The sequence below is a fragment of the Pseudomonas entomophila genome, from assembly GCF_018417595.1.
Taxonomy (GTDB): Bacteria; Pseudomonadota; Gammaproteobacteria; order Pseudomonadales; family Pseudomonadaceae; genus Aquipseudomonas; species Aquipseudomonas entomophila_C.
The window spans coordinates 5,088,691-5,111,769 of record NZ_CP070982.1 but is presented as its reverse complement, the minus strand read 5'-3'; the positions used below and the strand labels follow the sequence as shown (position 1 = coordinate 5,111,769).

The window sequence follows — 23,079 nt, the reverse complement described above, 5'->3', positions numbered from 1 at the left end:
TATCAGGCTGGAGTGGTTGGAGTATGGCACGTTAAATCGGTTCCGCTGAGCCGGCCGAAAACCTTACTCGATCCCCATGCGCCGCCTGGCGCGATGCGCCGAGCCATTGCGCATGGCCCAGCGCAATACCGGGGCGGTGTTTTTCAGACCCAGGCGGATCATGCGCCTGGACAGTTCACCCTGGTGCAAGCCGAGCATGTCGCTGGCCCAGCCCGGCAACAGGTCGATACCCGCATTGAGCATCAGCTTGCCCACCGGTTGCGCCAGGCGGCTGGGCGCGGGCGCCTTGAGCAGGATGTCGACCACTTCCAGGCTGCGGGCGCTGCATTGCAGATGTGGGCGCATGCGGCGCAGGTATTCATCGACCTGAGTGCAAGAGCGCGGCACGTCGCGGGCGCCCAGGCGCTCGGCGATCAGGGCGATCTCGTCGTAGTACTGGTCCTGGGCGGCGCGGGGCAGGGCGGGGTTGCGGTAGCGCAGGTGGGCGGCGAGGAAGCTGCTGACTTCGGCCACATGCACCCAGGTCAGCAGGTCGGGGTCGCTGGCGGCGTAGGGGCGCCCGTCCGGCGCGATGCCGGTCACCTTGAGGTGGATGGTGCGCACTTTGTCGATCAGCCATTCGGCGTCGCGGGTCGAACCGAAGGTGGTGCCGGAGATGAACTGGCTGGTGCGGCGCAGGCGGCCGAGCAGGTCCTGGCGAAAGTTCGAATGGTCCCACACGCCGGCCAGGGCCAGGGGGTGCAGCACTTGCAGCATCAGCGCGCTGATGCCGCCCACCAGCATGCTGGGGAAGTCGCCGTGCACCTGCCAGCTGACGCTCTGCGGCCCGAACAGGCCCGGGTCACCCTTGGGCGACTCCAGGTCGAGCTGGCCGAGGGCCACCCCGGTGAGGCTCATGACCTGGGTTTCGATGCGACGGCGGAGGGTTTCCATGGCGGCCTTTGCTTCAAGGCGGCCCACCCGGGCCGCGGGCTATTGGTTGAGACGCTTGTCGATCAAGCCCTGGACCACGCTCGGGTCGGCGAGGGTGGAGGTGTCTCCCAGGTTGTCCAGTTCGTTGCAGGCGATCTTGCGCAGTATACGCCGCATGATCTTGCCCGAGCGCGTCTTGGGCAAGGCCGGTGCCCACTGGATCAGCTCAGGCCTGGCGAAGCTGCCGATCTCTTTGCTGACCAGCGCCAGCAGTGCTTGCTTGAGCGCATCGTCCGGGGTGACGCCGCTCATGGGCGTGACGAAGGCATAGATGCCCTGGCCCTTGAGGTCGTGGGGGTAGCCTACCACGGCGGCCTCGGCGACGCTGTCGTGCAGCACCAGGGCGCTCTCCACCTCGGCGGTGCCGATGCGGTGGCCGGAGACGTTGATCACATCGTCGATGCGCCCGGTGATCCAGTAGTCGCCGTCGGCGTCGCGGCGCGCGCCGTCACCGGTGAAGTAGTAGCCGGGCAGGGGCTTGAAGTAGGTGTCGACCATGCGCTGGTGGTCGCCGTAGACGCTGCGGATCTGCCCCGGCCAGCTGGCCTTGATCGCCAGCAGCCCGGCGCCGGGGCCTTCGATGAGCTTGCCTTTTTCATCCAGCAGTACCGGCTGCACGCCGAACATGGGCTGGGTCGCGCAGCCGGGCTTGAGCCTGGGGGTGCCGGGCAAGGGGGTGAGCATGATGCCGCCGGTCTCGGTCTGCCACCAGGTGTCGACGATGGGGCAGCGCTGCTGCCCGACGGCCTCGAAATACCACTCCCAGGCTTCCGGGTTGATCGGCTCGCCGACACTGCCGAGCAGGCGCAGGCTCTGGCGTGAGGTGTTCTGCAAGGGACCTGGGCCTTCGCGCATCAGTGCCCGCAACGCCGTGGGCGCGGTATAGAAGATGTTCACCTTGTGTTTGTCCACCACCTGCCAGAAACGCGAGGTGTCGGGATAGTTGGGTACGCCCTCGAACATCAGCGAGGTCGCGCCGTTGGCCAACGGGCCGTAGACGATATAGCTGTGGCCGGTGACCCAGCCGACATCGGCGGTGCACCAGAACACCTCGCCGTCGCGGTAGTCGAACACCACCTTGAAGGTCAGGGTGGCCTGCAGCAGGTAGCCGCCCGTGGTGTGCAGCACGCCCTTGGGCTTGCCGGTGCTGCCGGAGGTATAGAGGATGAACAGTGGATCCTCGGCCTCCATGGGTTCGGCCGGGCAATCGTCGCCCGCGTTTTCGGTCGCCTCGTGATACCAGAGGTCACGCCCCTGGTTCCAGTCCACTTCAGTCCCCGTGCGCTTGACCACCAGCACGCTGCTGACTGCCGGGCAACTGGCGAGCGCCTTGTCGACGTTCTGCTTGAGCGCAATACGCTTGCCGCCGCGCACGCCTTCGTCGGCGGTGATCACGGTGCGGCAGTCGGCATCGAGAATGCGGTCGCGCAGGGCATCGGGCGAGAAACCGCCGAATACCACGGAATGGATGGCGCCGATGCGTGTGCAGGCGAGCATGGCGTAGGCGGCCTCGGGGATCATCGGCATGTAGATGCACACCCGCTCGCCTTTCTTCACGCCGCGCGCCTTGAGTGCGTTGGCCAGGCGGCAGACCTGGCGGTGCAGTTCGCGGTAGCTGATCGCCTTGCTGTCGCCGGGATCGTCGCCTTCCCACAGCAGGGCGGTCTGTTCGCCCCGTTGCGCCAGGTGGCGGTCGATGCAGTTGTGGCTGACGTTCAGTTGAGCGCCATCGAACCAGCGGGCCTTGCCGGTCTTGAGGTCGCATTGCTGCACGCTCGACCAGGGCTTGATCCAGTCCAGGCGCTTGGCCTGTTCAGACCAGAAAGTGTCGGGGTCGTCGATCGACTGGCGATAGAGACGGCGGTAGTCGTCGTCGGAGAGTTGTGCGGCCTGGCTGGTGGCCAGGGCCTGGGGGTAGTCGCGGATATCGAACATGGCGGGTGGTCCTGCTCTTGTGGAGGCGAGGAACTGCGGCGGCTATTCGATAGGACAGTGTAGCTGGAAGGGGTGTTCAACCTATGCCGGCCTCTTCACGGGTAAAACCGCTCCCACAGGTACTGCACAGGCCTCAAAAGCCGTGCGATCCCTGTGGGAGCGGGTTTACCCGCGAAAAGGCCAGTGCAGGAAGCGGATCAGCCGCGGTGACGGCCGCGGAAGTAGTTGATCAGGCCTTGGGTGGAGCCATCCTCGGCGCTGTCTTCCAGGCTTCCGACGAGGCGCTGGTAAACACCCTTGCCCAGCTCCTTGCCCAGCTCCACGCCCCACTGGTCGAAGGCGTTGATACCCCAGATCACGCTCTGCACGAACACCTTGTGCTCGTACATCGCCACCAGCGCGCCGAGACGACGCGGGCTGATGCGTTCGACCACCAGGGTGTTGCTCGGGCGGTTGCCCGGGATCACCTTGTGCGGCGCCAGCTTGGCGATGTCGTCTTCATTCATGCCCTTGGCGCGCAGTTCGGCTTCGGCTTCGTCGCGGGTCTTGCCGAGCATCAGTGCCTGGCTCTGCGACAGGCAGTTGGCGTACAGCCACTGGTGATGGTCGGCGACCGGGTTGAAACTCACCACCGGGACGATGAAGTCCGCCGGGATCAGCTGGGTGCCCTGGTGCAGCAACTGGTGGTAGGCGTGCTGGCCGTTGCAGCCGACGCCGCCCCAGATTACCGGGCCGGTATCGGTCTTCACCGGGCTGCCGTCCTGCAGCACGCTCTTGCCGTTGGATTCCATGTCCAACTGCTGCAGGTGCTTGGTGATGTTGCGCAGGTAGTGGTCGTACGGCAGGATCGCGTGGGCCTGGGCACCCCAGAAGTTGCCGTACCACACCCCCAGCAGGGCCAGCAGCACCGGCATGTTCTTGTCGAACGGCGCAGTCTGGAAGTGCTGGTCCATGGTGTAGGCGCCGGACAGCAGTTCCTTGAAGTTGGCGGTGCCGATGGCCAGGGCGATGGGCAGGCCGATGGCCGACCACAGCGAGTAGCGCCCGCCCACCCAGTCCCACATCGGGAAGATGTTCTCTTCGCGCATGCCGAAGGCCACGGCGGCGGCCTTGTTGCTCGACACGGCGATGAAGTGGCGGTACAGCTCGGCTTCCGAGCCGCCCTGGGCGAGGTACCAGGTGCGCGCGGCGGTGGCGTTTTTCAGCGTTTCGAGGGTGTTGAACGACTTCGACGAGACGATGAACAGGGTGGTCTCGGCGCGCAGGTTGGCCGACAGCTCGTGGAACTCACTGCCGTCGATGTTCGCCAGGTAGTGGCAACGCACGCCGCGCTGGGCGTAGGGCAGCAGGGCTTCGGAAACCAGCTCGGGGCCGAGGAACGAGCCGCCGATGCCGATATTCACCACGTCGGTGATCGGCTTTTCGCTGTAGCCGCGCCATAGGCCGTCATGGATGCGGCCGACCAGCTCGGTGATCTGGTTCAGCACCTTGTGCACTTCGGGCATCACGTTGACGCCGTTCACGCTCAGCTTGTCGCCCACCGGACGGCGCAGCGCGGTGTGCAGCACCGGGCGGCCTTCCGAGGCGTTGATGATCTCGCCGCTGAACATCGACTTGATGGCGTCGGCCAGCCCCACTTGGTTGGCCAGGCCGACCAGCAGATCACGGGTCTGCTCGTTGATCAGGTTCTTCGAGTAGTCGAGGAACAGCCCGCAGCTGCTCAGGGAAAATTCTTCGAAGCGCTTGCCGTCGGCGGCGAAGGCTTCGCGCATGCTGAAGCCCTGCATGGCGTCGCGGTGTTGCTGAAGCGCCTGCCAGGCGGGCAGCGCCGTCACATCGTGGGGAGTACGGTAATACGCCATTGCGAATGATTTCCTTGATGCATTGTCAGGGTTCGACACCGGCAACCTTTGCCAGTTGCAAGTCGCCCATTATAGGCATTGGTCGTTTGGCGGGAATGGGGGAGGGACGGGGGAACGATGAATTTTTTGCGCAGACAGCGGGCTCGCCCAGCCCTGTGGGAGCGGGCAAGCCCGCTCCCACAGGGACAACCTAAATCAACAGGTTATCCGGCGAACAAGGCCATTCAGGCGGTCTGCTCTTCCAGGTGCAGGTAGATATTGTCGATCAACCGGGTATTACCCATATAAGCAGCCACGATCACCACCAGGTCACGGTCGTCGACCTGCGCCGGACGTAGCGTCACGGCGTGGCGTACCTCCAGGTAATCCTTGCGAAACCCTGCAGCGTCCAGTTGCGCCTGCCCTTCGGCGACCAACGCCGAAAAGTCCCGCTGGCCCCGGCGAATGGCCTCGGCCATGCCGCTCAGCGTGCGGTACAGCGCCGGCGCGGCGGCGCGCTGTTCAGGGCTCAGGTAGCCATTGCGCGACGACAGCGCCAGGCCATCCTCGGCACGCACGGTCGGCTCGCCGATGATCTGGATGGGCATGTTCAGGTCGCGCACCATGGCGCGGATCACCGCCAGTTGCTGGAAGTCCTTCTCGCCGAACACGGCCAGGTCGGGCTGAACCATGTTGAACAGCTTGCTGACCACCGTCGCCACGCCTTCGAAGTGCCCGGGGCGGCTGGCGCCGCACAGGCCTTCGGACAATTGCGGCACGCTTACCCGGGTCTGCACCGCCATGCCGTCGGGGTACATTTCTTCGACCGAGGGGGCGAACAGTAGGTGGCAACCAGCCTGGAGCAGCTTCTCCTGGTCGGCGGCGAGGGTGCGTGGGTACTTGTCCAGGTCTTCGCCGACACCGAACTGCAGCGGGTTGACGAAGATGCTGGCAACCACGAAGTCGGCGCGCTGGGCGGCCTTGGTCACCAGCGCGGCGTGGCCGCTGTGCAGGTTGCCCATGGTCGGGACGAAGGCGATGCGCTTGCCTTCGCCACGGGCGCGGGCCACGGCGGCGCGCAGTTCACGGACGGTCTTGACGGTATTCATGCGCTGAACCCATGTTCGCTGGCGGGGAAGCTGACCGCTTTCACGGCCTCGACGTAAGCGGCCAGGGCGCTCTGGATGTCCGGCTGGCCGGCCATGAAGTTCTTCACGAACTTCGGCACACGGCCGCTGAGCGACAGGCCCAGCATGTCGTGCAGCACCAGCACCTGGCCATCGGTGGCGCTACCGGCACCGATGCCAATCACCGGAATGCCGACGGCCTGGGTGATCTCGGCGGCCAGTTCGCTGGGCACGCATTCGAGCAGCAGCATGGCGGCGCCGGCCTGCTCCAGGGCGATCGCATCGGCGCGCATCTGCCGCGCCTGGGCTTCCTGGCGGCCCTGGACCTTGTAGCCACCGAGCACGTTGACCGTCTGCGGGGTCAGGCCCATGTGCGCACACACCGGCACGCCGCGTTCGGCCAGCAGGCGAATGGTTTCGGCCAGCCAGGCGGCGCCCTCGATCTTGACCATGTGGGCGCCGGCGCGCATCAGCTGGGCGGCGTTGGTGAAGGCCAGTTCGGGGGTGGCGTGGGCCATGAAGGGCAGGTCGGTGAGGATCAGCGCACCATTGTTGCCGCGCTTGACGCTGGCGGTGTGGTAGGCCATGTCGTCGTTGCTGACGGGCAGGGTGCTGTCATGGCCCTGCAGGACCATGCCCAGGGAGTCGCCTACCAGCAGCACTTCGACGCCGGCTTCGCTCGCGGCCTTGGCGAAGGTCGCGTCGTAGCAGGTCAGCATGGTGATTTTCTCACCCTTGGCCTTGAGGCCGTTCAGGGTGGTCAGGGTTACTTCAGGCATGTAGGGGCATCCTCGTTCAGGCGCTGTGAACAACAACTGCGTACAACGCGTGCATTCATCTTCCGGAGCGGCACATCATCGGTCGTGATGTTCGGGCGCAGGTCCGTCCGAGCCTAAATGGGTGATTGCGGCATAGTGGCGCCGCGGGACGCCTATAGTCGTGAGCGAGGTGGGGGAAGTCAATGACCCGTGTTACCGCATTGTTACGCCGTGGGTGTTACTGGCGTTACCGTCCTCTGGAACGCCCGGATTACAGGCGTTCCAGGCCGACGAACGGGCAATCCTGGAGCAAGTGCGCCAGGTGACGGCCATCGGCGAGGCGGAAGTCGGCAGGTACCAGCTCGGCGAGCGGGTAGAGCACGAACGGGCGTGCGTGCATGTGGTAGTGCGGCACTTTAAGGCGCGGTACGTCGATGACCTGATCGCCGAACAGCAGCACGTCGAGGTCGAGGGTACGTGGGCCCCAGCGCTCCTTGCGCACACGGCCCTGGTCGTTCTCGATGGCTTGCAGGGCGTCGAGCAGTTCAAGGGGGGGCAGCGTCGTGTCGATGGCCGCCACGGCATTGGTGTAGCGTGGCTGGCCGGGCAGCAGCGAGTCACTGGTATAGAGCGCCGACGCCGCCGTCAGGCGGGTGTCGGCGATCAGGTCCAGTGCCTGGAAGGCGCTGCGCAACTGCTCGATGGGCTGGTCGAGGTTGCTGCCCAGGCCGATGAACGCACGGGTGGCCATGCTCAGTCCCAGGCCTGCTCGTCGTCACGCTTGCGCTTCGAACCGCTGCGTTTGCGCTTGCGCGGGCCGGCACCGGCGCTGGCGCCTTCGTCACGGCTGCCCAGCTCGCGGATCATGTCGCGGCGCTGGCTGTCGTTGGCGTCCTGGTAGTCGGTCCACCACTGGCCCAGGCCGTCGGTTTCCTCGCCCGCGCTTTCACGCAGCAGCAGGAAGTCGTAGCCGGCGCGGAAGCGTGGGTTGTCCAGCATCATGTCGGCGCGCTTGCCGCTGCGCCGTGGCAGGCGCTCCTGCATGTCCCAGATCTCGCGGATCGGCAGGGTGAAGCGTTTCGGGATCGCAATGCGCTGGCATTGTTCGGCGATCAGGTCGTGGGCCGCACCGTTCATGGCCGGGATCGGCGGCACGCCTTGGCTCTGCAGGTACAGCACGCGGCCCGGCAGGGCTGGCCAGAGCAGTGCGGCGAACAGGAACGCAGGCGTTACCGGTTTGCCCTGCTTGACGCGCAGGTCGGTGTTGGTCAGTGCCTGGCTGATCAGGGTGTGGGTATACGTCGGGCGTTCTTCCAGCGCGTGGCTGCTGGCCGGGAACAGGGGCTCGAACAGCTCCAGGTCGACCAGCATCTCGAAGGTTATCGCACCCTGGCCGTTGAGGAACAGCTTGAGGCTTTCCTCGAACAGGCGGGCCGGCGGGATGTCGCGCAGCATCGGTGCGAGCTTGCGAATCGGCGCCACGGTGTGTTTCTCGATACCGAAGTCCAGCTTGGCGGCGAAGCGCACGGCCCGCAGCATGCGCACCGGGTCTTCCTGGTAACGGTGGGTGGGGTCGCCGATCAAGCGCAGCAGGCGGTTGCGGATATCGTGCACACCGTTGGCGTAGTCGAGGATGCGCTCGCTGACCGGATCGTAGTACAGGGCGTTGATGGTGAAGTCGCGGCGCTGCGCGTCTTCTTCCAGGGTGCCGTACACGTTGTCACGCAGGATGCGACCACTGGCGTTGTGCGACGAGCGGTGGCTGTCGGCCTGGTCTTCATCCGAGTGAGGGGCGCGGAAGGTGGCGACTTCGATGATTTCGCGGCCGAAATGCACGTGGACCAACTTGAAGCGCCGGCCAATGATGCGCGCGTTGCGGAACTCGGCGCGTACCTGTTCAGGGGTGGCGCTGGTGGCGACGTCGAAGTCCTTGGGCGTGATGCCCAGCAGCAGGTCGCGCACGCAGCCACCGACGAGATAGGCCTGGTAGCCGGCCGCCTGCAGGCGCTCGACGATGCCCACGGCATGGCGGCTGAACTGGCTGCGCTGCAGCGAGTGCTGGCTCTTGTTGATCACTTCAGGCGTGGTGCGCCTGTGGTGCTGGCCATGGACGGGGGGGCGGAACGACTGGAACAGCTTCTTCAGCATGGGATGCACTGTTTGAAGGAATGTTCGGCCAAGGATAGGAGAATGGCCGCATGATGGCCGGGGATTCTAGCATTTACTGGGGGAATGGTGTAGGCGCTGTGTGGACGGTGATGCCGGAGCGGGAGAAACGACATGGGGAGCCGAAGCTCCCCACCAAGTCGTTGTGTGCTCTTATTATTTTTCTGCTGGGCTTCTTGTTTTTGTTGAGTGCCCTGTCCACAAATCTCGAAGCTTGTGAACGACCCCCAAACCTGGGGGTGAAGAGCAAACGGATTGCTTTGGTCGCCGAGATGATGCTGATCTTTCGATCCAATCAGTTCAGGTGCTGCTTTTGAGTGCAGTTTTTGTTGTTCTCTGCCTGATCGTGGGGCAAGCCCCAAACACAACTCCTCTCCAAAAGAATCAGTTAGCTGCGCCTCCGCCGTCTTGTTCTTATTGTGCGTGAGCCGTTTCGTCTTGTTCTTATTCTGAGTTGCAGTGCTTGTTATTGTTCTTGTACGAAAGATATAGCAGGTGCCGTGCCAACTTTTGAAAACCCAATGAAACCGGGGGGTTGGCGGGTCGAGCGGAGTGCGAGGGGCGGGCAAATATAGAAAATTCGTTACCGTACGCCTCGGGAGCTGTTACGCCATCGGGCAGGGGTAACAGATTTTTGTGGGAACTGATGTGTTACCAGGAAGGCCGGGGTAGGCCCATTCGCGGGCAAGCCCGCTCCCACAGGAGTGGCGCTGTACCTGTGGGAGCGGGCTTGCCCGCGAATGGCCGGTCGAGGCCTCGATTGACGAGTGGCGTTACTCGCTGGTGGCGTTGCTCTTGCGCCGCGGGATGCCCAGGCGCTGGCGGCGTTCCCACAGGCATTTGCGGCTGACCCCCAGCTTGCGGGCCAATTCCGTCTCGGTCATGTGGTCCTGGTGCTCGAGGACGAAATGCTGGAAGTAGTCCTCCAGAGACAGGTCCTCGGTCGGCTCGTGGCTGGCGTTGTTGGCACTGACGAGCGTTGGTAGGTTGTCCAGTGTGTCGTCGTCTTCCAGATCGCCAAGCTCGATGTCGATCCCCAGCAGGTCGGCGGAAATCTCCGCGCTCTCGCTGAGAATCACCGCGCGCTCAACGGCGTTCTCCAGCTCGCGCACGTTGCCCGGCCAGCTGTAGTGACGGATGGCTTGCTCGGCTTCGTGGGAGAAGTGCAGGTCGTCGCGGCCGATGCGGGCGCTCTGGCGGGCGAGGAAGGCATTGGCGATTTCGTTGACGTCGCTGCCACGTTCGCGCAGCGCGGGTAGTTTCAGGGCGATGACGTGCAGGCGGTAATACAGGTCTTCGCGGAACTGCCCGGCCTTGGCCAGGTTTTTCAGGTCGCGGTGGGTGGCGGCGATCAGGCGCACATCGACCTTCTGCGACTGCACCGAGCCGACCCGGCGGATCTCGCCTTCCTGCAACACGCGCAGCAGGCGAGCCTGGGCTTCCAGCGGCAACTCGCCGATCTCGTCGAGGAACAGCGTGCCGCCGTCGGCCGCTTCGACCAGGCCGGCGCGGCCGGCGCTGGCGCCGGTGAAGGCACCTTTTTCATGGCCGAACAGTTCCGACTCGATGAGTGTCTCCGGAATCGCCGCGCAGTTCACCGAGATCATCGGTGCCTTGGCCCGGCGCGAGAGGTTGTGCAGGGCACGGGCGACCAGTTCCTTGCCGGTGCCGGACTCACCCTGGATCAATACATTGGAGTCGGTCGGGGCGACCTTGCGAATCTTGACGTACATGTCCTGCATCGGTGGGCAGGAGCCGATGATGCCGATCTCGCCGTTGGCAGGCGCGCTGCCGGCCTTGTCGCCGGCGGCCTTGCCGTTGCCGGCGCGTGGTTCGGCGGCTGGCGCGGCGGCCGGTGTGTTCTGCCGGTCACGCAGGATGCGGGCCACGGCCTGAAGCATCTCGTCGTGGTCGAAGGGCTTGGCGATGTAATCCACCGCGCCCATCTTCATCGAGTCCACCGCCGAGCGCAGGCTGGCGTAACTGGTCATGATCAGCACCGGGGTACCCTGGCCAAGCTTGATCAGCTCGGTGCCCGGGGCGCCCGGCAGGCGCAGGTCGCTGACGATCAGGTCGAAGGTGGCAATGCTGAAGCGTTCCTGGGCTTCCTGCACCGAGCCGGCCTCGCTGACCTGGTACTGGTTCCGCTCGAGCAGGCGACGCAGGGCCGAACGGATGATGGTTTCGTCTTCGACGATCAGAATGTGCGGCATTGATTCAATTCTCTCGACGGTCTCGAATTTCAGGGGACGTCGCTACGACATGCCGGGGCAGGGTCACGCGGATCCGGGTACCACGTTGGCGCTCGATGTCGGCCGGGCTGTCGATGGTGATTTGCCCATAATGCTCTTCCACGATGGAATAGACCAGAGCAAGCCCCAGTCCGGTTCCCTCGCCCGGGTCCTTGGTGGTGAAGAAGGGTTCGAACAGCCGATCCATGATGCTTTTGGGGATGCCGCTGCCCTCGTCCTCGACCACCAGGTCGACGGTGTGCTCGCTGACTTCGCTGCGCACCCGCACGGCGCTGCCGGGTGGCGAGGCGTCGCGGGCGTTGGAGAGCAGGTTGATCAGCACCTGGGCCAGGCGCTGCGGATCGCCCTCGACCCAATGGTCCGGGTCGCAGAGGTTGAAGAACTGTACTTCGAAGTTGCGCCGGTTCAACGCCAGCAGACCAATGGCATCCTGCGCCACTTCGGCCAGGCACACCGGCTCCTCGCTGTTCTGCTGGCTGCCGCCGGCGTGGGCGAAGCTCATCAGCGACTGGACGATGCGCGACACACGCTTGGTCTGCTCGAGGATCTGGCTGGACAGCTCGATGATCTCGCCATCGCCCTCGCGTTCCTCGCGCAGGTTCTGCGCCAGGCAGGCAATGCCGGTGATCGGGTTGCCGATCTCGTGGGCCACGCCAGCGGCCAGGCGGCCGATGCTGGCCAGGCGTTCGGAGTGCACCAGCTTCTCTTCCAGCGCTTGCGTCTCGGTCAGGTCCTCGACCAGCAGCACCAGGCCGCTGTTGCCTGGGGCCAGCGGCTCGTCGATGGCCGCCTTGTGCAGGTTGAGCCAGCGCGGCTGGCCATCGAGGGCCAGGCGCTGCTTGTGCAGGTGTTCGTCGGGCACGTTGATGAAGCCTTGCAGCAGGCCGCGCCAGGGTTCGTCGATGGTCACCAGGCGCGAGCCGACCACATGCTTGGCGGCAATACCGGTCAGTTCCTCCATCGCCTTGTTCCACATCAGGATCTCCTGGTCCTTGGCCAGCGAGCACACGCCCATGGGCAGTTCCTGGAGGGTCTGGCGGTGGTAGCGGCGCAGGGCGTCAAGCTCGGCGGCAAGGCCGGTCAGGCGCGAGTGGTAGTCCTCGAGGCGGCTTTCGATGAAGTGGATGTCCTCGGTGACATAGTTCTCATTGCCCGACTTGTACGGCAGGAAGGTCTCGACCATGTCCTGGGCCACGCTCGGGCCCATCAACCCCGAGAGGTTGGCCTCGATGCGGTCGCGCAGGCGCCGCAGGGCATAGGGGCGGCGCTCGTCGAACGGCAGGTAGAGGTCGCGCAGGGCCTGCTCCACTTCCTTCTGCGCAGCCTTTGCTCCCAGCGGTTTGGCCAGTTGCGTGGCGAACTCCTGGGGCGAGGCGGCGTGCAGTTCCCGGCGTTGCGGGCGGCGCACATTGTCCACCGCGCAGGCCTCGGCGGCGCTGACTTCCTCGCTGCTGGCGTTGGTGAACAGCGAGATCAGCGTGAACAGCAGGACGTTGGCCGCCAGCGAGGCGATGGCCGCCATGTGCCAGCTGGTGTCGTCCAGCACGTAGATCATGTCCAGCAGGGGGATGTAGAAGCCCTGCAGGTTGCCCAGCAGCGGCAGCAGCATGGTCACCATCCACACCAGCGTGCCCGCCACCAGGCCGGCGATGAAGCCGCGGCGGTTGGCGGTCGGCCAGTACAGCACCGAGAGCACCCCGGGCAGGAACTGCAGGGTGGCGACGAAGGCGACGATGCCCAGGTTGGCCAGGCTCTGGTGGTTGTTCTGGGTGAGGTAGAAGACGAAGCCGGCGGTGATGATGGCGACGATCAGCGCTCGGCGGGTCCATTTCAGCCAGCGGTAGATATTGCCTTCGGCCGGCGGTTGGTAAAGCGGCAGCACCAGGTGGTTCAGCGCCATGCCCGACAGCGCCAGGGTGGTGACGATGATCAGCCCGCTGGCGGCCGACAGCCCGCCGACGTAGGCAAGCAAGGCCAGCGCCTCGTTGTTGGCGGCAATACCCAGGCCGAGGGTGAAGTACTCGGGGTTGGTGCTGGCGCCCAGGCGCAGGCCGGCCCACAGCACCAGCGGCACGGCCAGGCTCATCAGCAGCAGGAACAGCGGCAGGCCCCAGCTGGCGCTGACCAGCGAGCGCGGGCTCAAGTTCTCGGTGAAGGCCATGTGGTACATGTGCGGCATGACGATCGCCGAGGCGAAGAACACCAGCAGCAGGGTGCGCCACGGGCCTTCCTGCAGCGGGGTGTGCAGGGCCGCGAGGGCGGTCTGGTTCTGCAGCAGCCAGACCTCCAGCCCGTGAGGGCCGCCGAACACGCCATACAGCGCGTACAGGCCGATACCGCCCAGCGCCACCAGCTTGATTACCGATTCGAAGGCGATGGCGAACACCAGGCCTTCGTGTTTTTCGCGGGTGGCGATATGCCGTGAGCCGAAGAAGATGGTGAACAGGATGATCAGCACGCAGAAGGCGAACGCTACCCGTGCCTTGACCGGCTCGCCGGTGAGAATGCTGATCGAGTCGGCCACCGCCTGGATCTGCAAGGCCAGCAACGGCAGCACGCCGATCAGCATGATCACCGTGGTCAGTGCACCGGCCCAGGTGCTGCGAAAGCGAAACGCCAGCAGGTCGGCCAGTGAAGACAGTTGGTAGGTGCGGGTGATCTTGAGGATGGGGTAGAGCAGCACCGGCGCCAGCAGGAAGGCTCCGGACACCCCGAGATAGCAGGCGAGGAACCCATAGCCGTACTGGTAGGCCAGGCCGACCGAGCCATAGAAGGCCCAGGCACTGGCATAGACGCCCAGCGACAAGGTGTAGGTCAGGGGGTGGCGGATGACCGCCCGCGGGATCAGCCCGCGTTCGCTGATCCAGGCCACGCCGAACAGCACCAGCAGGTAGGCGGCGCTGATCAGGATCATCTGGGTCAGGCTAAAGCTCATCGGCATCTCGTTGGCTCTGCAGGATGAAGGTGACGACGATCAGGATCAGCCAGAGCAGGTAAGGGCGGTACCAGGCACCGGTCGGTTCGATCCACCAGTCCATGATGGCCGGGGAGAACAGGTAGATCCCCACGACCAGAAGCAGGACCAAACGATAGATGTACATGCTGGCCTCGATGGGTTGGGCGCTGCGGGCTTGGACTTATTATTGGCGCAAATGGCTGGGGCGATGCTAGCCGGAATCGGGAGGGTTCGCCAAGGATTTGAAATTGTTGGGTTTTTATATTGGTGATAGAGGTTGCCCGTATTGGCCTCTTCGCGGGTAAACCCGCTCCTACAGGGATTGCGCTGCCCTCAAGTCTGGCGCTTTACCTGTGGGAGCGGTTTTACCCGCGAAAGGGCCATCACTGCCTCAGCGCAATTCGGCCTCGGGCACCGTCATTTGCCGTGCAATATTTTCCGGCTGCCACTGCTGACGCGCCACGGCAAGCACTTCGGCCGGGCTGGCGCCCTCCAGCGCCGAATCCGTCTGCTGCCCGAGCGCGCGCAGGGCACGCAACAGCAATGGCGTCGCCTGCTCCGCCTCCAGCGGTGGCGAACGGTACGACTTGCCCAGCTTGTGGCCATCCGGCTGGACGATCAGCGGGATATGCAGGTAACGCGGCTGCGAAAAGCCCAGCAACTCCTGCAGGTACAGCTGGCGCGGCGTGTTGTCCAGCAGGTCCGCGCCCCGCACGATGTCGGTGACACCCTGCCAGGCATCGTCCAGCACCACCGCCAGCTGATACGCGTACAGCCCATCTCGGCGCTGGATCACGAAATCACCCACCTCACGGCCCAGGTGCTGCTCGAACCCGCCCTGGACCCGGTCGCTGAACCGGTAGATCAGCTCTGGCACCCGCAGGCGGATCGCCGCACCTTCGCGAGCATGCCCGGCATTGCGGCAAAACCCCGGGTAGACACCGTCGTAGCCTTCCAGTTGCTTGCGCGAGCAGGTGCAGGCGTAGGCCAGGCCCATGTTGAACAGGCGGTCGACGACGGCGGCGTAGGCCTCGTGGCGCTGGCTCTGGAACACCACCTCGCCGTCCCATTCCAGGCCGTAGCGCTCAAGCGTCTGCAAGATAGCGTCACGGGCACCGGGCATTTCCCGGGGCGGGTCGGTGTCTTCCATGCGCAGCAGCCAGCGGCCGTTCACAGCGCGGGCATCGAGCCAGGAGGCGAGGGCGGCCACCAGCGAACCGAAATGCAGGAAGCCGCTGGGGGTGGGGGCGAAGCGGCCGATGTAGCGGGAGTCGTTCATGGGCTGTGCAGGCTGTATAAATGAAAACGGGGCGCATGATGCGCCCCGTCTGAAAGGGAGAGGGATCAGCCTTTGCCGACCGTCTTTTCCTTTTTCTCGGAAATTTCCTTGCAGTCGAAGCACAGGTCGGCAGTCGGGCGGGCTTCCAGGCGGCGCAGGCCGATCTCGATGCCACAGGACTCACACCAGCCGTAATCGTTGTCCTGGATCTTCTGCAGGGTCTTGTCGATCTTCTTGATCAACTTGCGCTCACGGTCACGGTTGCGCAGTTCCAGGGCGAACTCTTCTTCCTGGCTGGCGCGGTCTGCCGGGTCGGGGAAGTTGGCAGCTTCATCCTTCATGTGGTCCACGGTGCGATCCACACTGACCATCAGCTCGCCTTTCCAGGCATTGAGGAGCTTGGTGAAGTGCGCTTTCATGGGTTTGCCCATGTACTCTTCGCCCTTGGTCTCTACGTAGGGCTCGACACCGTACATGGTCTGGACTTTTTGCTTTTCTACGGTGGACATGAATAGACCGCCTCTCACTCATCTGATCCAATGCGCAGGCTTGCTTCCATCTCCGGCGCCCGCCGGCCCTGCGACTGCGAGCCGCCGAACTTACCAGATAGATCCGGGGTGCGCTACCCCGCTCTATGCCTGCTTTTGACAGTGGCCTGGCCGGCGCGTTCGGTCGTGTGCACAGGTAGAATCACCAGTTTAGACCCAATTGAGAGAAGGCCCATGGCTCAGCCACACAGTGCGCGCAGTCGCGCCATCGAACCCTTCCACGTCATGGCCCTGCTGGCCCGCGCCAACGAGCTGCAGGCCGCAGGCCACGACGTGATCCACCTCGAGATCGGCGAGCCGGACTTCACCACCGCCGCGCCGATCGTCGCCGCTGGCCAGGCGGCCCTGGCGGCGGGCCACACCCGCTACACCGCGGCTCGCGGCCTGCCACAACTGCGCGAGGCGATCGCCGGGTTCTATGGCCAGCGCTACGGTGTGAACCTGGACCCGGAGCGCGTGCTGATCACGCCGGGCGGTTCCGGCGCGCTGCTGCTGGCCAGCAGCCTGCTGGTCGACCCAGGCAAGCACTGGCTGCTGGCGGACCCGGGCTACCCGTGCAACCGCCACTTCCTGCGCCTGGTCGAAGGCGGCGCGCAGTTGGTGCCGGTGGGGCCGGAAGTGAATTACCAACTCACCGCCGATCTGGTCGAGCGTTACTGGGACAAGGATACCGTGGGTGCCCTGGTGGCCTCGCCGGCCAACCCGACCGGCACGGTGCTCGACCGCGACGAGCTGGCCAGCCTGTCCAAGGCCACCCGCGAGCGCCATGGCCATCTGGTGGTGGACGAGATCTACCACGGCCTGACCTACGGCATGGATGCACCCAGCGTGCTGGAAGTGGACGACGAGGCTTTCGTCCTGAACAGTTTCTCGAAATACTTCGGCATGACCGGCTGGCGCCTGGGCTGGCTGGTTGCCCCACCTTCGGCGGTGGGCGACCTCGAGAAGCTGGCACAGAACCTCTACATCAGTGCCCCCAGCATGGCCCAGCATGCCGCGCTGGCGTGCTTCCAGCCGGAAACCCTGGCCATTCTCGAAGAGCGCCGCGCCGAGTTCGCCCGCCGCCGTGACTACCTGCTGCCGGCGCTGCGCGAATTGGGCTTCGGCATCGCCGTCGAGCCACAGGGCGCCTTCTATCTGTACGCCGATATCAGCAAATTCGGCGGTGATGCCTTCGCCTTCTGCCGGCACTTCCTGGAAACCGAGCACCTGGCTTTCACGCCGGGCCTGGATTTCGGCCGCCACCAGGCCGGGCATCATGTGCGTTTCGCCTACACCCAGAGCCTGCCGCGCCTGGAAGAGGCGGTACAGCGCATTGCCCGGGGCCTGCGGAGCTGGCAGGGCTGATGGTGTTTTTCCCGGAACTCGAAGAGGCGCGCCTGCTGCGCCGCTACAAGCGCTTCCTGGCCGACATCGAGCTGGCCAATGGTGAGCAACTCACTGTCCACTGCCCAAACACCGGCTCCATGCTCAACTGCATGCGCGAAGGTGGGCAAGTATGGTTCAGCCGCTCCAACGACCCCAAGCGCAAACTGCCCGGCACGTGGGAAATCAGCGAAACGCCCCAGGGCCGGCTGGCCTGCGTCAACACCGGGCGCGCCAATGCCCTGGTCGAGGAAGCGCTGCGTGCGGGCACCATCAGCGAACTGGCCGGGTTCGAGCGGCTCAAGCGCGAAGTGGCATATGGCGAGGAGCGCAGCCGTATCGACTTCTATCTGGAGTTCGCCGAGGGCCGCCCGGCCTACGTCGAGGTCAAGAGTGTCACGCTAGGTTTCCCGGATACGCCCGTGGCGGCCTTCCCGGATGCCGTCACCCAGCGCGGGGCCAAGCACCTGCGCGAGCTGGCGGCGCTGGCACGGCAAGGGATTCGCGCGGTGCAACTGTATTGCGTGAACCTGACCGGCATCGAAGCGGTGCGCCCGGCAGAGGAAATCGACGCCGCCTACGCCCAGGCCCTGCGCGCCGCGGTGGCGGAAGGCGTCGAAGTGCTGGCCTACGGCACGCGCCTGGATGCCCGTGGGATCGTCATCGACCGGCGATTGCCGGTGTTGCTCAATCCGTGAGCCAGATACCCTGGCTGTCTTCCAGGCAGTCCAGGGCCTCCAGCCACTCGCCTTCGCAGGGGCCGGCCACGCACTCGCCGCTGTCGATCACGAACAGCGCGCCATGGTGGGCGCAGTGGATCAGGCTGGCACTGTCATCGAGAAAGCGGTCCGCCTCCCAGTTCAGCGGGATGCCGCGATGCGGGCAGCGGTTGCGGTAGAGGTGGACCTTGCCCTGGCGGCGCACCCCGAACAGTGACACGCCAGCTACGCTGAAGGCGCGGCTGTGGCCTTCGGCGAGGTCAGTGGAGGCACATACAAAATGCATCGAAGGTAATTTCTTCCGGTTAAGCCGTGTGACAAAGGGATGGCTTGACGCTTCAATGCGAATAATTATCAAATTGCCCGCATTCGCCGCGCCAGGCTGCCTATGGTGCGCACTTGCGTCGCCCGCCACAAGGCGCGCGGCTCGCCACCTGCAAAGGAACCCGAAGATGCGCCGTCCCGTTGCCCTGCTCGCCCTGTGCGCCGGTCTTGCTCTTTCCACCCAGGCACTGGCCGCCGAACTGCCGCAACGCCTGGTCAGCGCGGGGGGCGCGCTGAGCGAGTGGATCAGCGCCCTGGGCGGCGAACAGCGCCTGGTCGGCGTCGACACCACCAGCCAGCACCCCGAATCCCTCAAGGCGCTGCCCAGTATCGGTTACCAGCGCCAGTTGTCGGCTGAAGGCATTCTCAGCCTGCGCCCGGATGTGCTGGTCGGTACCGAGGAGATGGGGCCACCGCCGGTGCTGGCGCAGATCCGCAAGGCGGGTGTGCGCGTCGAACTGCTCTCCAGCAAGGCCGAACTGGGCGCGGTGGACCAGAACCTCAAGCAGCTGGGTGTGCTGTTGGGGAGCGAGCAGAAGGCCACCGCGCTGGCCGCTGACTACCACCAGCAGTTGGACACCCTGCAAAACCAGATCAAACAGGCCCAGGCCAGCCAGAAGGCGCCGGGGGTGTTGCTGTTGGTCGGGCATGCCGGTGCCAAGCCGCTGATCGCGGGGCAGGGCACCTCCGGCGACTGGGTGCTGCGCCAGGCCGGCGCGCGCAACCTCGCCGATCACCAAGGGTACAAGAACTTCTCGGTGGAGGCCCTGGCCGCCCTGGACCCGGACGTAGTGGTGTTCTCCGATCGCACCCTCAGTGGCGAGCAGGCCTTGCAGGCACTGCTGAAAGAGAACCCAGCCCTGGCCGCTTCGCGGGCGGTGCGTGACAAGCGTCTTGTGTCGCTCGACCCTACCTTGCTGGTCGGTGGCCTGGGGCCGCGCCTGCCCGCCACGTTGCATGACCTGGCGGCAAGCTTCTACCCAGCGGCCAAGGACAGCCTTGGCCAATGAGACAGCGGGTCGCGCCTCGTACTTTGTTCATTTGTCTGGCATTGCTGTGCCTGCTGGCGGTCTGGCTGTCGCTGGCCCTGGGCCCGGTCAGCCTGCCGTTGCTCGACACCGTGCGCGGCGGCCTGCGCTTGATGGGCCTGCCGCTTGCCGGTGACGGGCTGGAGCAGGCCGAGATGATTCTGGGCCAGATCCGTTTGCCACGCACTTTGCTGGGCCTGGCGGTCGGCGCAGTGCTGGCGCTGTCCGGTGTCGCCATGCAGGGCTTGTTCCGCAACCCGCTGGCCGACCCGGGGTTGGTGGGCGTTGCCAGTGGCGCTGCCCTTGGGGCGGCGGTGGCGATCGTGGGCGGCAGCTGGCTGGGCGGCATGCCCGAGTGGTTCGCGCCGTACCTGTTGTCGCTGTGTGCCTTCATCGGTGGCCTAGGGGTGACAGCCATGGTCTACCGCCTGGGGCGGCGTGACGGGCAGACCAACGTGGCCACCATGCTCCTGGCCGGTATCGCGATGACCGCCCTGGGTGGCTCGGCCGTTGGCCTGTTCACCTACCTGGCCGATGACGCCACCCTGCGTACCTTGACCTTCTGGAACCTTGGCAGCCTCAACGGCGCTAGCTATGAGCGATTGTGGCCGCTGCTGCTGGTGGCCGCGTTGGTGGCATTGTGGCTACCGAGGCGGGCCCAGGCGCTCAATGCGTTGTTGCTGGGCGAGTCCGAAGCACGCCACCTTGGCGTCGAGGTCGAGCGTCTGAAGCGCGAACTGGTGTTCTGTACCGCCTTGGGCGTCGGCGCGGCAGTGGCCGCCGCCGGGCTGATCGGCTTCATCGGGTTGGTGGTTCCGCACCTGGTGCGCCTGGTAGCGGGACCGGACCACCGGGTGCTGCTGCCTGCATCGCTGCTGGCAGGCGGCACGCTGTTACTGTTTGCCGACTTGATCGCACGTCTGGCCTTGGCGCCTGCGGAGCTGCCGATCGGCATCGTCACCGCGTTCATCGGCGCGCCGTTCTTTCTGTTCCTGCTGGTGAAGGTACGTCATTGATGCTCGACGTCGAAGGGCTCCACCTCAAGCGCGGCAACAGCGAAGTGCTGAGCGATATCAGCCTGCAACTGCGCCCTGGCCAGATACTGGGGGTCCTTGGCCCCAATGGCGCCGGCAAGAGCAGCCTGCTGGGCGCGCTGTGCGGCGAGCTTGCGCCGAGTGCCGGGCAAGTGCGCCTGGACGGACGCGAACTGGACGCCTGGCCCGGGCAGGAGCGTGCCCGGCGCCTGGCCGTGCTGCCGCAGGCGTCCAGCCTGGGGTTCGCCTTCAGTGTCGATGAAGTGGTCGGCCTGGGTCGACTGCCCCATGCCAGTGGTCGCCAACGCGACCGCGAGATTGTCGAGGCCGCGTTGGCGGCGGCGGACGCCGGCCATCTGGCCAGCCGCAGCTACCTGGCCTTGTCCGGCGGCGAGCGCCAGCGTGTGCACCTGGCCCGTGTGCTCGCCCAGCTGTGGCCGGGCGAGGCGGGCACCACGCTGTTGCTGGACGAGCCGACCTCCGCCCTCGACCCCTTGCACCAGCACACCACGCTGCAGGCGGTGCGCAGTTTCGCCGACCGCGGCGCGGCGGTGCTGGTGATCCTGCATGACCTCAACCTGGCGGCACGCTACTGTGACCATATCCTGCTGCTGGAGCACGGCCGCTGCCATGCCCTGGATACACCGCAACGGGTGCTGACCCCGACGGCACTCAACGCCGTGTTCGGTATCGATGTGCTGGTGCAGCCGCACCCGGAGCGCGGTCACCCGTTGATCATCACTCGCTAGGAGCCTGAACCATGCGCCATCCTTTGCTGTCCGGCTTGTCGATCTGCCTGGCGCTGGCATTGGCAGGCTGTCAGGCGCAACTGAGGCCCCTGCCAGCCTGGCAGAGCAGTGAGGGGCGCGACAGCGCGCAGCTTGGGCAGATTGTCGACCTGGCCAGCGGGCGGACGCTGACTCCAGAGCAATTGGTGCAACGGTTGCAAAGCGCACCCCGGGTGCTGGTTGGCGAAAAGCACGACAACCCCGATCACCATGCCTTGCAGCTCTGGTTGCTGCGTGCCTTGGAAAGCCGTCGACCGCAGGGCAGCCTGCTGCTCGAGATGCTAGAGCCCGGGCAGCAGCCGCTGGTCGATGCGCAAAAGGGCATGGCACAGCCAGCGCAGGACTTGCCCAAGGCGCTCGGCTGGCAGGAAGGCTGGGACTGGGCCTTGTACGGACCGATTGTCCGCGAGGCGCTGGCTCAGCCCTATCCATTGTTGTCGGCCAACCTGTCGCCGGAAGAGATCCGCCAGGCTTATCGCAAGCCAGCAGCACCTGCGGGAGAGCGCTCGAACGCTCCTGTAGTGGTACAGGCACTACGCGAACAGGTGCGCGCCGGCCACTGCGATCTACTGCCTGAAAGCCAGCTACCGGCCATGCTCAGCGTGCAGCAGCAGCGCGACCGGCGTATTGCCGAACGCCTTTTGGCCGCGCCGGAACCCGCTCTGCTGTTCACTGGTAGCTATCACGCGCGCAAGGACCTGGGCGTACCGTTGCACCTCGCCGACCTGGGCGCGAAAGGGCAGAGCACCGTGCTGTTGCTGACGGAGGTCGGCGAGGCGGTCGAGCCGGGCATGGCCGACTTCGTCTGGTACACGGCGGCGCTTCCCGAGCAGGACTACTGCGCTCAGCTACGCAAGGCCCACTGAATCGCAGGCAAAAAAAGACCCGGCAAGTTGCCGGGTCAATAACCGTGATTAGCCTGATGAGGAGATAATCTGAGAGTCCGAACCAGGGAGCTTTCAGGTTACCCAACCGGTCTCGCGACCAGTTGTGATAATCATAACGATTCTCATTTCGGAGTCAATGCCCTCGTTCTATTATTTTTCGATTTTCTGCGGGTGGCTTTTCGCATCCAGTTGTTGGTTGAGCGCCTGCTTGCGTTCGGCGGGCAGGTCGTTCCAGTGCATGTCCAGCAGGGCACCCTCGATGGCATACAACAACACCTTCGAAGCCCGGAATCCTCGCGTTCTCACGGCGTGATAGGCCCCCACCGCGCCCAGGCGGCGAAGGTCCGATGCACTGTGGATACCGACGGCGTGCAGCCATTGCGCGGAGGTCTTGCCAAGGTTTTTCAGATGCTGCAATTCATCGTTCATCGAGCCTCCTTGCGATGGCTGAACGGGTCGTGGGGATAAATCGCGAGCAGGTCAACGTGGAGTGTAGCGGGGGTTGGAAATTGCGCGGCCTTTTGCCATCTGCCGCCGACAGGCTGCCAGCGGCGTGGGTGTACCGTAGGAGCCAGCCTTGCTGGCGGATCGCCGCCCCGCTGACGGCAGGCGCAGAGACGGTTCGCCGGCAAGGCTGGCTCCTACAGGAAACCTCGGGGGTCAGCGGGTGGTGCGATAACGCATGCGCGTACCGAACTTCACCGACATCAGGATCTCATCGGCACTCAGTTCGCTGGGGAAATACGTCCCGGAGATCTGCGCATGGGCAAGGCTCGCCCCTTCCATCCCGTTCTCCCGCAAGTCGAGCCCACGCAGGTCGGCGGCGCGGAAGTACGCGTCGGTGAAGTCGATGCCGCGCACATCCAGGTCACGCAGGTCGAGGCCACGGAAATCGCCACCACGAAAGTCGATGGGTGTGTCCACGGGCTTTTCGCGGTTGAAGGCCGCGATCTTCTCGTCGCGCACCATGGTGTACAGGACGTTGTCCAGCTGGCGGGGTTGGTTCATGGCGGCGCCTCCTCGTGGGTGTGATGATATTGTAATGACATCACTGAAGGGGCGCCGAACTTCAGGCGTGAACTGTCGACTGCTTCACGCCT

At 65.1% G+C, this 23,079-nt stretch carries 21 protein-coding genes; 6 read left to right on the top strand and 15 right to left on the bottom strand.

Annotation, left to right across the window (positions count from 1 at the left end; genetic code table 11):
• Positions 1-63 precede the first annotated feature (63 nt).
• From JYG34_RS22405 to dksA, 12 genes are all read right to left on the bottom strand, one after another.
• On the bottom strand, positions 64-933 hold the full coding sequence (locus JYG34_RS22405; RefSeq protein WP_213658381.1) for an oxygenase MpaB family protein: 870 nt from the start codon (positions 931-933) through the stop codon (positions 64-66).
• Between the two features lie 39 nt (positions 934-972).
• The gene (gene acs, locus JYG34_RS22400; RefSeq protein ID WP_213658380.1) at positions 973-2,907 is read right to left on the bottom strand and encodes an acetate--CoA ligase; all 1,935 of its coding nucleotides are present in this window, start codon (positions 2,905-2,907) and stop codon (positions 973-975) included.
• Positions 2,908-3,104: 197 nt separating this feature from the next.
• The gene (pgi, locus tag JYG34_RS22395; RefSeq protein WP_213658379.1) at positions 3,105-4,769 is read right to left on the bottom strand and encodes a glucose-6-phosphate isomerase; all 1,665 of its coding nucleotides are present in this window, start codon (positions 4,767-4,769) and stop codon (positions 3,105-3,107) included.
• Between the two features lie 224 nt (positions 4,770-4,993).
• Entirely contained in the window at positions 4,994-5,857 is an 864-nt protein-coding gene (panC, locus tag JYG34_RS22390) for a pantoate--beta-alanine ligase (protein ID WP_213658378.1), read from the bottom strand.
• Positions 5,854-6,654 (bottom strand): 3-methyl-2-oxobutanoate hydroxymethyltransferase, encoded by an 801-nt coding sequence (gene panB / locus JYG34_RS22385; RefSeq protein ID WP_213658377.1) that lies wholly within the window; start codon positions 6,652-6,654, stop codon positions 5,854-5,856. Before panB ends, panC begins: the two co-directional genes overlap by 4 nt.
• Before the next feature lie 250 nt (positions 6,655-6,904).
• Positions 6,905-7,384 (bottom strand): 2-amino-4-hydroxy-6-hydroxymethyldihydropteridine diphosphokinase, encoded by a 480-nt coding sequence (folK, locus tag JYG34_RS22380; RefSeq protein WP_213658376.1) that lies wholly within the window; start codon positions 7,382-7,384, stop codon positions 6,905-6,907.
• 2 nt (positions 7,385-7,386) lie between these two features.
• Positions 7,387-8,781 (bottom strand): polynucleotide adenylyltransferase PcnB, encoded by a 1,395-nt coding sequence (locus JYG34_RS22375; protein ID WP_213658375.1) that lies wholly within the window; start codon positions 8,779-8,781, stop codon positions 7,387-7,389.
• A gap of 791 nt (positions 8,782-9,572) precedes the next feature.
• Positions 9,573-11,012 (bottom strand): sigma-54-dependent transcriptional regulator, encoded by a 1,440-nt coding sequence (locus JYG34_RS22370; RefSeq protein WP_213658374.1) that lies wholly within the window; start codon positions 11,010-11,012, stop codon positions 9,573-9,575.
• A 4-nt stretch (positions 11,013-11,016) separates the two neighbouring features.
• A complete protein-coding gene (locus JYG34_RS22365; RefSeq protein WP_213658373.1) occupies positions 11,017-13,992 on the bottom strand; it encodes a sensor histidine kinase in 2,976 nt (991 codons plus the stop codon).
• Entirely contained in the window at positions 13,976-14,152 is a 177-nt protein-coding gene (locus tag JYG34_RS22360; RefSeq protein ID WP_003250005.1) for a hypothetical protein, read from the bottom strand. The genes JYG34_RS22365 and JYG34_RS22360 overlap by 17 nt, the downstream gene beginning before the upstream one ends.
• A 246-nt stretch (positions 14,153-14,398) precedes the next feature.
• Positions 14,399-15,286, bottom strand: coding sequence for a tRNA glutamyl-Q(34) synthetase GluQRS (gene gluQRS / locus JYG34_RS22355; protein ID WP_213658372.1), 888 nt, complete (start codon positions 15,284-15,286; stop codon positions 14,399-14,401).
• A 65-nt stretch (positions 15,287-15,351) separates the two neighbouring features.
• Positions 15,352-15,795, bottom strand: a complete 444-nt coding sequence (dksA, locus tag JYG34_RS22350; protein ID WP_213658371.1) for an RNA polymerase-binding protein DksA — start codon at positions 15,793-15,795, stop codon at positions 15,352-15,354.
• A 213-nt stretch (positions 15,796-16,008) separates the two neighbouring features.
• On the opposite strand from dksA, the gene JYG34_RS22345 reads away from it, so the two are divergent.
• Positions 16,009-17,181: a pyridoxal phosphate-dependent aminotransferase gene (locus JYG34_RS22345; RefSeq protein ID WP_213658370.1), complete on the top strand. Its 1,173-nt coding sequence runs from the start codon at positions 16,009-16,011 to the stop codon at positions 17,179-17,181.
• A complete protein-coding gene (sfsA, locus tag JYG34_RS22340) occupies positions 17,181-17,897 on the top strand; it encodes a DNA/RNA nuclease SfsA (RefSeq protein ID WP_213658369.1) in 717 nt (238 codons plus the stop codon). Before JYG34_RS22345 ends, sfsA begins: the two co-directional genes overlap by 1 nt.
• Here the strand turns inward: sfsA and JYG34_RS22335 are convergent.
• On the bottom strand, positions 17,887-18,204 hold the full coding sequence (locus JYG34_RS22335; protein WP_213658368.1) for a Rieske (2Fe-2S) protein: 318 nt from the start codon (positions 18,202-18,204) through the stop codon (positions 17,887-17,889). The genes sfsA and JYG34_RS22335 overlap by 11 nt on opposite strands.
• A gap of 166 nt (positions 18,205-18,370) precedes the next feature.
• On the opposite strand from JYG34_RS22335, the gene JYG34_RS22330 reads away from it, so the two are divergent.
• From JYG34_RS22330 to JYG34_RS22315, 4 genes are read left to right on the top strand one after another with little or no spacing between them, the layout of a single operon-like run.
• Entirely contained in the window at positions 18,371-19,252 is an 882-nt protein-coding gene (locus tag JYG34_RS22330; protein ID WP_213658367.1) for a heme/hemin ABC transporter substrate-binding protein, read from the top strand.
• 50 nt (positions 19,253-19,302) lie between these two features.
• The gene (locus tag JYG34_RS22325; RefSeq protein ID WP_213661243.1) at positions 19,303-20,286 is read left to right on the top strand and encodes a FecCD family ABC transporter permease; all 984 of its coding nucleotides are present in this window, start codon (positions 19,303-19,305) and stop codon (positions 20,284-20,286) included.
• A gap of 44 nt (positions 20,287-20,330) precedes the next feature.
• The gene (locus JYG34_RS22320; RefSeq protein WP_434011781.1) at positions 20,331-21,053 is read left to right on the top strand and encodes a heme ABC transporter ATP-binding protein; all 723 of its coding nucleotides are present in this window, start codon (positions 20,331-20,333) and stop codon (positions 21,051-21,053) included.
• 11 nt (positions 21,054-21,064) lie between these two features.
• Positions 21,065-21,958 (top strand): ChaN family lipoprotein, encoded by an 894-nt coding sequence (locus tag JYG34_RS22315; RefSeq protein WP_213658365.1) that lies wholly within the window; start codon positions 21,065-21,067, stop codon positions 21,956-21,958.
• A gap of 171 nt (positions 21,959-22,129) precedes the next feature.
• Here the strand turns inward: JYG34_RS22315 and JYG34_RS22310 are convergent, their stop codons facing one another.
• Both JYG34_RS22310 and JYG34_RS22305 read right to left on the bottom strand, forming a co-directional pair.
• The gene (locus JYG34_RS22310; protein WP_011535742.1) at positions 22,130-22,408 is read right to left on the bottom strand and encodes a TfoX/Sxy family protein; all 279 of its coding nucleotides are present in this window, start codon (positions 22,406-22,408) and stop codon (positions 22,130-22,132) included.
• Between the two features lie 231 nt (positions 22,409-22,639).
• The gene (locus JYG34_RS22305) at positions 22,640-22,987 is read right to left on the bottom strand and encodes a pentapeptide repeat-containing protein (protein WP_011535741.1); all 348 of its coding nucleotides are present in this window, start codon (positions 22,985-22,987) and stop codon (positions 22,640-22,642) included.
• Positions 22,988-23,079 lie beyond the last annotated feature (92 nt).